Here is an 8,303-nt window from a genome sequence, read left to right as displayed (position 1 = left end):
GCCAGGTATGCGCTGCCGTAGCCGCCGTCGAAGCTGCCGACGTCGGCGTCGGTCTGCTTGAACCGGGCGTGCTCACGGCTGGCCAGGGTGAGGTCGCAGGTCACGTGCAGGCTGTGCCCGCCGCCCGCCGCCCAGCCGTTGACCAGGCAGATCACCACCTTGGGCATGAACCGGATCAGCCGCTGCACCTCGAGGATGTGCAGCCTTCCGGCGCGCGCGGGATCAACAGTGTCCGCGGTCTCGCCCGCGGCGTATTGGTAGCCGCTGCGCCCGCGAATGCGCTGATCCCCTCCGGAGCAGAACGCCCACCCGCCGTCCTTGGGCGACGGGCCGTTTCCGGTCAACAGCACCACCCCGACGTCGGGCGACATCCGGGCGTGATCGAGCACCCGGTAGAGCTCGTCGACGGTGTGCGGCCGAAACGCGTTGCGCACCTCGGGCCGATTGAACGCCACCCGCACGGTGGCGTCGCTGACGTGGCGGTGATAGGTGATATCGGTGAGCTCGCCGAACCCGTCGATCGGTTTCCAGTCTTCGGCGTGAAAAGGGTTGTCACTCATCGGGTTACACAGGGTCCAGCCGGAACACCGTGCAGCGGCCGGCCAACGCCTCGAATTCGTCAGGCGTGCCTTCGGTGACCAGCCCGGATCGCTTCATGAAGCCGACGCCGGTGGGCACCTCGATCGGGAAGACCCGCAACAACGGCCGTGCGTCGTCGGCGGACATCTCGACCAGGTTCACCTGTCGTACGTTTCGGCCGCGGGCCAGTCTGGCCCGTCCGGCGGCTCGCACGTTGGCGACCCAGTCGGCGCCGGGGAATCCGGCGACAACGTACTCCCGACCGTCGACCGTCATCGGGGTGACCGGAGTCGAGCGCTCGCGGCCGGATTTGCGTCCGGGCACCGTCAACACGACCGGGCTCTCACCGCCGAAACTCATGCCCAAGCGCGACATCTGGATGAAGACCTTGTTCGCCGGTTTCAGCCACCACGGCGGCCGGACTGGTTTGCTGCTGGCCATACCGGCGACGGTACTCGTCAGCTTCGGCAACGCTTTGGCAAGGCTATCTTTCCTGGCGGCGGCGGTGTGAGTTGCTTAATGTATGGGTCCGTGTCCGCCACCGCGCATCCGCATGAGCCGCATCTGGGTTCGGTTTCGGCCCGACTGAACTGGCTACGCGCCGGGGTGCTCGGCGCCAACGACGGGATCGTGTCAACGGCGGGCATCGTCGTCGGTGTCGCCGCGGCGACCGTCGCACGGGGTCCGATCATGACTGCCGGAATCGCTGGGTTGGCCGCCGGCGCGGTGTCGATGGCGCTAGGTGAATACGTTTCCGTCAGTGCGCAGCGCGACACCGAACAGGCGCTGCTGCGGCAGGAACGCCAAGAGCTTCGCGCGGACCCCACCGCCGAGCTGGAAGAACTCGCGGCGCTGTATGAAGCCAAAGGGTTGTCGGCGGCCACCGCATGGACCGTCGCCGAGGAACTGACCGACCATGACCCGATCGCCGCACACGCCGAGGTCGAGCTCGGGTTCGATCCCGCGGAGCTGACCAACCCGTGGCAGGCCGCGCTGTCGTCGGCATTGTCCTTCAGCATCGGCGCGCTGCTGCCGCTGATCGCGATCCTGGCGGCGCCCGTCGAGCTGCGGATCCCGGTCACCGTCGCGGCGGTGTTGCTGGCCCTGGTGATCACCGGGGCGGTGTCGGCCAGACTTGGTGGAGCACCGAGGCATCGCGCGGTACTGCGCAATTTCATCGGCGGGGGCCTGGCTCTGGCGGTCACCTACCTGATCGGTCATCTGGTCGGCGCCGCGATCACCTGAGTGCTCGCGCAAGCAAAGTCAGCGCTGTTCGATGAACCCCTCGATGCCGAGCGGGTGCGGGTTGACCCCCGGTGTGGTGACGGCGTCCAGCCGGGCGATCGCGTCGGCGCTCAGAGTGACGTCGCCCGCGCCGAGGTTCTCCTCGAGATGCGCGATCGATCGCGTTCCCGGAATCAGCAACGTGTTCGGTGTGTGAGCGAGCAGCCACGCCAACCCGACCTGGGACGGCGTCGCGCCGACCTCGCCGGCGATTTCGGCCACCACCGCGTTGTCGGCGACCTTGGGGAAACCCGGGAACGCCGACCCGAGCGGAAAGTACGGCACCCAGGCTATTTTTTCGTCATCCTCGCCCTCGGCCTTACAAACGTCGAGCATCTCCTCCTGCGAGCGGTCGAGCAGGCTGTAGGCGTTCTGCACACAGGCGATCCCGGCGGGCAACGCCCGCCGCAGCACGTCGAGCGGCACGCTGCTGACGCCGATCCCGCCGATCTTGCCCTCGTCGCGCAGCGCGATCATCTCGGCCAACTGGTCGTCCACGTCGACGATCTGGTCGCCCTCGGCGGCCAGGCCGGGCCCGAGGTCCAGGCGTCGCAGGTTGACCACCGGTATGCGCTCGAGGCCCAGCTGGCTCAGGTCGTCCTCCACGGCGGCGCGCAGCTCGGCGGGCCGCTGCGCCGCGGCCAGGGGTACCGGTTCGTCGCCGGTGTATCGCGCACCGACCTTGCTGACGATGACGAGGTCGTCAGGGTAGGGCGACAACGCCGCCCGGATCCGGCGGTTCACTTCGCCGGGACCGTAAAACGACGCGGTGTCGATGTGGTTGACGCCGAGGTCGACAGCGCGGCGCAGCACGGCGGCGGCGTTGTCGGACGGTGTCTCGAACAGCTGCATGGCGCCGTAGCCGATGCGGGCAACCGTGTGGGTGCCGATCCGGCTCGACCCTCCAGGGCTGCCGGGTGCCGGTTGGTCTGTCATGGTGCTCCCTCGCTCGTGAGACACTGGAGAAATGCGGAGGACCCTCCGCTTATTCGAGGGTAGCAGAAACGGAGGAGCCTCCGCTTTGGCTGGAAGCGTCCGGTCCGACGCACGTCGGAACCGGGAGAAGTTGCTCGAGGTCGCGACCGCGGCGTTCGCCGCCGCGGACGGGCGGCCGGTATCGCTGGAGTCGATTGCCCGCGACGCCGGCGTCGGGATCGGCACGCTGTATCGCCATTTCCCCAACCGGGAGGCGCTGGTCGAGGCGATCTACCGGACCGAGCTCGCCGAAGTAGCCGGGGCCGCCGAACAACTGCTCAAGCGGCATCCGCCCAAGACGGCGTTGCGTCGGTGGATGGATCGCTACGCCGGGTTCGTGGCCGCCAAGCGTGGGATGGCCGAGTCGCTCCGCGCGTTGTTCGACGCAGGCGCGGTGCATCCGAGCCAGACGCGGGCGAGCGTGGTCGGTGCGGTCGACCTGCTGCTGCGGGCCGGCGCCGACGACGGCAGCCTGCGCTCGGACGTACAAGCCGACGATGTGGTGTCGAGCTTGCTGGGCATTTTCCTGGCCAGCGATTCGCCGGAGCAGACCGGTCGACTGCTTGACTTGCTCGTGGCAGGTGTCGCCACAACCCCGTAGGGAATGAATCGACGCACGCGGTGGTAGAAGTCTGCATGAAACTCAACGAAGCAGCCCGCGAACTCATCGGCGACGGCGCCGACGCCACCCTGGTCACGTTGAATCCCGACGGCAGTCCTCAAGTGACGGTGGTCTGGGTGGGATTGCGATCCACGCCCGACGGAGACGAACTGGTGAGCGCCCATCTGGGCGAGCACAAGAAGGTCCGCAACATTCGCCGCGATCCGCGTGTCGGTGTGACGATCGTGTCGACGCAGGATCCCGGCAAGGCCATGCGGCCGTACCTGTCGATCGAGGGGACGGCGCGGATCGAGGAGGGCGGCGCACCGGAGCTGCTCAAGACGCTGGCGGCAGCGCTGGCTGACCCGACCACGTTCCCGCCCGAGGGCGCGCCGCCCGGGTTCGTCACCCACATCCGCATCGACAAGGTCGGCGGAATCGGCCCCTGGCAGTGACGCCGAGCGTCACGCCAGAGTGATGGCGGCAGCTGAGCGCCACGCTGGCGTGACGCTCGGCGCGCAGAACTACCCGACGGCGCGGCCGGCGCCTTCCCAGAACTGCGCCCGGACGGCCTTCTTGTCCGGCTTGCCCAGCCCGGTCAGCGGCAACGCGTCGACGACCACCACCCGCTTGGGTGACTGCACCGAGCCCTTGCGATCCTTCACCGCCGCCTGGATTTCGGCGGTCATCGCCGCGATCGCGTCGTCGTCGGACGCCGCATCGGTACGCAGCACCACCACCGCGGTGACGGCCTCGCCCCACTTTTCGTCCGGTGCACCGACCACGCACACCTGCGCGATCGCCGGATGCTCGGCGACGACGTCCTCCACCTCGCGCGGAAACACGTTGAAGCCGCCGGTGACGATCATGTCCTTGACCCGGTCGACGATGTAGTAGAAGCCGTCCTCGTCCTCGCGGGCCATGTCGCCGGTGTGCAGCCAGCCGTCCTTGAACGTCTCGGCCGTCGCCTCCGGCAGATGCCAGTAGCCGCCGGCCAAAAGCGGTCCACTGACACAGATTTCGCCCGGCTCGCCCTGCGGCACCGGCTTGCCGTCCTCGCCGAGCAGCGCCACCCGCGCGAACAGCGTCGGGCGACCGCACGAGGTCAGCCGCTTCTCGTCGTGATCCGCCTTGGCCAGGTAGGTGATCGCCATCGGCGCCTCGGACTGACCGTAGTACTGGGCGAAGATCGGGCCGAACCGCCGGATCGCCTCGGCCAGTCGCACCGGGTTCATCGCCGAGGCGCCGTAGTAGACGGTCTCCAGCGACGACAGGTCGCGGGTGTGCGAATCGGGGTGATCCATCAACGCGTAGAGCATCGACGGCACCAACATGGTAGCCATAATCCGTTGCTCTTCAATGACTTTCAACACCTCGGCCGGGTCGAACTTGCCGAGCACGTACATCGATCCGCCCTTGACGACGGTGGGCGTGAAAAAGGCCGCGCCGGCGTGCGACAGCGGCGTGCACATCAAGAACCGCGGGTGCTCAGGCCACTCCCATTCGGCGAGCTGGATCTGCGTCATGGTGGCGATGTTGCCGGTGGTCCCGATCACGCCCTTGGGCTTTCCCGTTGTGCCGCCGGTATAGGTCAGGCCGCCGACGTGGTTGGGCGGCAGATCCGCCACCACCAGTGGCTTGGGGGAGTACTTGGCCGCCTCGGCGGACAGATCAACCGCGACATGTTTCAACTCATCGGGCACCGGACCGATGGTCAGGATCTTCTTGAGCGAGTCCACCTTTTCCAGCAGGCCAACTGCGCGCTCGACGAACATCGGGTTGGGGTCGATGATCAGCGCGGTGGCACCGGCGTCGGAGAGCACGTAGGCGTGGTCGTCCAGTGAGCCGAGCGGGTGTAAGGCCGTGCGGCGATAGCCCCGGGTCTGGCTGGCGCCGAGGATCATCAGGACCTCGGGGCGGTTGAGCGACAGCAGGCCGACCGTGACGCCGGTGCCGGCGCCGAGCGCCTCGAACGCCTGGACGTACTGGCTGACACGTTCGGCGAGCTGAGCACCGGTCAGCGTGGTGTCGCCGAGGAAAAGCACCGGCCTGTTCTTGTGGCGCTTGAGCGCGCCAACGAACAGGTGTCCGTTATGGGTCGGGTTGCGCAGCAGCTCGTCCGTCATGGCGCCGCTCCTTCTCATCGCATCGCTTAAGCATCATCGCCGGCGCGACTCATGTTGCCAGACTAGAACGTGTTGCAATTCGGGTCGGCCGCGCCCTCGGTGGCCCTGACAATCATTAGGCTTTGCGGCCATGGCCGATGCAGATCTAGTCATCACCGGGACCGTGTTGACCGTCGACGACGCCCGGCCCACCGCCGAGGCGCTGGCGGTTGCGGACGGCGGCATCGTCGCCGTCGGCGATCGCCCCGATGTGGCCGGGTTCATCGGGCCCGACACCCAAACCGTTGACCTCGGTGACGGCTGCGTGATGCCGGGATTTGTTGAGGCGCATGGCCATCCGCTGATGGAAGCGGTCGCGCTGTCGGACCGGCTGGTTGACATCCGGCCGGTCGCCCTGCGCGACGCCGATGACGTCGTCGAGGCCGTTCGTCGCGAGGTGGCCCGCCACGGATCCGACGGCGCCTACCTCATTGGCTGGGATCCGGTGCTGCAGGAGGGACTGCCGTGGCCGTCGCTGACCTGGCTGGATGACGTCGCTCCCGACGGGCCGCTGGTGATCATCCACAACTCCGGGCACCAGGCCTTTTTCAATTCCCAGGCCGCCCGGTTGGCCGGTCTGAACCGCGACACCCCCGACCCCAAGGGCGCCAAGTTCGGTCGCGCCGCCGATGGAGAACTCGACGGCTCCGCCCAGGAAACCGGCGCGGTGTTTCCGTTGCTGAACGGGGCCATCAACGCCGGTGACTACCCGGCGATGTTGCTCGCAGAGTGCGCCCGGCTCAACCGGGCGGGGCTGACCACCTGTTCGGAGATGGCTTTCGACCCAGCGTTTCGGCCGTTGGTCGACGGCCTGCGCGACCGGCTGACGGTGCGGCTGCGTACCTACGAGATCTCCAATCCGCAGATGTCCACCGACGCGACGCCCGGCGACGGTGACGACACGGTGCGTCAGGTCGGCATCAAGATCTGGGTGGACGGCTCGCCGTGGATCGGCAACATCGCGCTGTCGTTCCCGTACCTCGACTCGGCCGCCACCCGAGCCATCGGTGTGACGCCGGGTTCCTGCGGACACGCCAACTACACCCGTGAGCAGCTGGCCGAGATCGTCGGCGCCTACTTCCCGCTGGGCTGGCCGATGGCTTGCCACGTGCAGGGCGATGCCGGCATCGACACCATTCTCGACGTGTACGAAGAAGCCCTGCGCCAACATCCCCGCGACGATCACCGGCTGCGGCTCGAACACGTCGGCGCCATCCGGGACGAGCAACTCCGCCGCGCCGCCGACCCCGGCGTCACCTGCAGCATCTTCGTCGACCAGATCCACTACTGGGGTGATGTCATTGTCGACGGGCTGTTCGGGCCCGAGCGCGGATCCCGTTGGATGCCAGCCGGTTCCGCGCTGGCCACCGGCATGCGCATCTCGCTGCACAACGATCCGCCGGTCACGCCCGAGGAGCCGCTGCGCAACATCAGCGTGGCGATCACCCGGACGGCGCCCAGCGGCCGGGTGCTCGCACCCGAAGAGCGGCTGACCGTCGAGCAGGCCATCCGCGCGCAGACCATCGACGCCGCGTGGCAGCTGTTCGCCGACGACATCATCGGCTCGCTGGAGGTCGGCAAGTATGCCGACATGGTGGTGCTGTCGGCCGACCCGCGCACTGTGCCGCCCGAGCAGATCGCCGACCTCGACGTGCGTGCAACGTATCTGGCGGGCCACCAGGTCCACGCGCGGTGACGCCCGCTCTTGACGACGTCCTGGACCGCCTGCATGTGGTGGCGTTGCCGATGCGGGTGCACTTCCGCGGCATCACCACTCGCGAGCTGACGCTGATCGACGGTCCGGCCGGCTGGGGCGAATTCGGCGCCTTCGTCGAATACGACCACGCCGAGGCCGCGCACTGGCTGGCCGCCGCTCTCGACTCGGCCTATCGGCCGGCGCCGTCGCCCCGACGAGACCGCATCGCCATCAACGCCACCGTCCCGGCCGTCCCCGCCGCGCAGGTGCCCGAAATCCTCGCCCGTTTCCCCGGCGCGGGCACCGCGAAGGTGAAGGTCGCCGAACCCGGCCAGACGCTGGCCGACGACGTCGCCCGCGTCGACGCCGTCCGCGCCCTGGTACCCACCGTGCGGGTCGACGCCAACGGCGCCTGGACCGTCGCGCAGGCCGTCGAGGCCGCCTTCGCGCTGACCGCGAGCGGTCCGCTGGAGTATCTCGAGCAGCCCTGCGGCACCGTCGACGAGCTCGCCGAACTGCGCCGCCGCGCGGACATGCCAGACGTACCGATCGCGGCAGACGAGAGCATCCGCAAAGCCGACGATCCGCTGGCCGTGGTCCGTGCCGGCGCCGCCGACATCGCCGTGCTGAAAGTGGCACCGCTGGGCGGTATTTCGGCCCTGCTGCAGATCGCCGCGCAGATCGACATTCCGGTGGTGATCTCCAGCGCGCTGGATTCTGCGGTCGGGATCGGCGTTGGTTTGGCCGCCGCCGCGGCCCTGCCGGAACTGCAGCACGCCTGCGGGCTCGGCACCGGCAGGCTGTTCGTCGAGGACGTCGCCGAAGCCGTCACACCGGTCGACGGCTACCTGCCGGTCGCGCCGGTGATACCTGACCCGGCGCGGCTGCAGGCGCTGGCCGCGGAGCCGCGGCGGCGGCAGTGGTGGATCGACCGGGTCAAGGCCTGCTACCCGCTGATGTCCTGATTTGTGGGCTGCATGGCGTAGACGCCATGACGTCTTTC

General features: G+C 68.4%; 9 protein-coding genes. 5 read left to right on the top strand and 4 right to left on the bottom strand.

What is annotated here, in order from left to right; genetic code table 11:
- Positions 1-560: enoyl-CoA hydratase-related protein (locus tag VKI00_RS09090; protein WP_324436875.1), on the bottom strand; the 560-nt coding region annotated here is incomplete at its 3' end.
- A gap of 4 nt (positions 561-564) precedes the next feature.
- Positions 565-1,020 (bottom strand): nitroreductase family deazaflavin-dependent oxidoreductase, encoded by a 456-nt coding sequence (locus tag VKI00_RS09085; RefSeq protein WP_324436873.1) that lies wholly within the window; start codon positions 1,018-1,020, stop codon positions 565-567.
- A gap of 90 nt (positions 1,021-1,110) precedes the next feature.
- Between VKI00_RS09085 and VKI00_RS09080 the strand changes: the two genes are divergently transcribed.
- Positions 1,111-1,824 carry a VIT family protein gene (locus VKI00_RS09080; protein ID WP_324436871.1) on the top strand — a complete coding sequence of 238 codons (714 nt, stop codon included), beginning with the start codon at positions 1,111-1,113 and terminating at the stop codon, positions 1,822-1,824.
- Positions 1,825-1,842: 18 nt separating this feature from the next.
- Here VKI00_RS09080 and VKI00_RS09075 read toward each other — a convergent pair whose 3' ends face one another.
- Positions 1,843-2,799 (bottom strand): aldo/keto reductase, encoded by a 957-nt coding sequence (locus VKI00_RS09075; RefSeq protein ID WP_324436869.1) that lies wholly within the window; start codon positions 2,797-2,799, stop codon positions 1,843-1,845.
- 85 nt (positions 2,800-2,884) lie between these two features.
- On the opposite strand from VKI00_RS09075, the gene VKI00_RS09070 reads away from it, so the two are divergent.
- Positions 2,885-3,439, top strand: a complete 555-nt coding sequence (locus VKI00_RS09070; protein ID WP_324436867.1) for a TetR/AcrR family transcriptional regulator — start codon at positions 2,885-2,887, stop codon at positions 3,437-3,439.
- Between the two features lie 35 nt (positions 3,440-3,474).
- Positions 3,475-3,894: a PPOX class F420-dependent oxidoreductase gene (locus VKI00_RS09065; protein WP_324436865.1), complete on the top strand. Its 420-nt coding sequence runs from the start codon at positions 3,475-3,477 to the stop codon at positions 3,892-3,894.
- Positions 3,895-3,963: 69 nt separating this feature from the next.
- Here VKI00_RS09065 and fadD8 read toward each other — a convergent pair whose 3' ends face one another.
- Positions 3,964-5,583, bottom strand: coding sequence for a fatty-acid--CoA ligase FadD8 (fadD8, locus tag VKI00_RS09060; protein ID WP_414687158.1), 1,620 nt, complete (start codon positions 5,581-5,583; stop codon positions 3,964-3,966).
- A 112-nt stretch (positions 5,584-5,695) separates the two neighbouring features.
- Between fadD8 and VKI00_RS09055 the strand changes: the two genes are divergently transcribed.
- Positions 5,696-7,300: an amidohydrolase gene (locus tag VKI00_RS09055; protein ID WP_324436861.1), complete on the top strand. Its 1,605-nt coding sequence runs from the start codon at positions 5,696-5,698 to the stop codon at positions 7,298-7,300.
- Positions 7,297-8,265 (top strand): o-succinylbenzoate synthase, encoded by a 969-nt coding sequence (locus VKI00_RS09050; RefSeq protein ID WP_324436859.1) that lies wholly within the window; start codon positions 7,297-7,299, stop codon positions 8,263-8,265. Before VKI00_RS09055 ends, VKI00_RS09050 begins: the two co-directional genes overlap by 4 nt.
- Positions 8,266-8,303 lie beyond the last annotated feature (38 nt).

The organism is Mycobacterium sp., from assembly GCF_035314665.1.
Taxonomy (GTDB): domain Bacteria; phylum Actinomycetota; class Actinomycetes; order Mycobacteriales; family Mycobacteriaceae; genus Mycobacterium.
The sequence above is the reverse complement of the archived record's forward strand: the minus strand, read 5'-3'. Positions and strand labels throughout refer to the sequence as shown.

What these genes read in the sequence shown, in the direction of transcription:
- VKI00_RS09085 (WP_324436873.1), bottom strand. Translation starts at nt 1,020, where the DNA reads ATGGCCAGCAGCAAACCAGTCCGGCCGCCGTGGTGGCTGAAACCGGCG.
- VKI00_RS09075 (WP_324436869.1), bottom strand. Translation starts at nt 2,799, where the DNA reads ATGACAGACCAACCGGCACCCGGCAGCCCTGGAGGGTCGAGCCGGATC.
- VKI00_RS09065 (WP_324436865.1), top strand. Translation starts at nt 3,475, where the DNA reads ATGAAACTCAACGAAGCAGCCCGCGAACTCATCGGCGACGGCGCCGAC.
- fadD8 (WP_414687158.1), bottom strand. Translation starts at nt 5,583, where the DNA reads ATGAGAAGGAGCGGCGCCATGACGGACGAGCTGCTGCGCAACCCGACC.
- VKI00_RS09055 (WP_324436861.1), top strand. Translation starts at nt 5,696, where the DNA reads ATGGCCGATGCAGATCTAGTCATCACCGGGACCGTGTTGACCGTCGAC.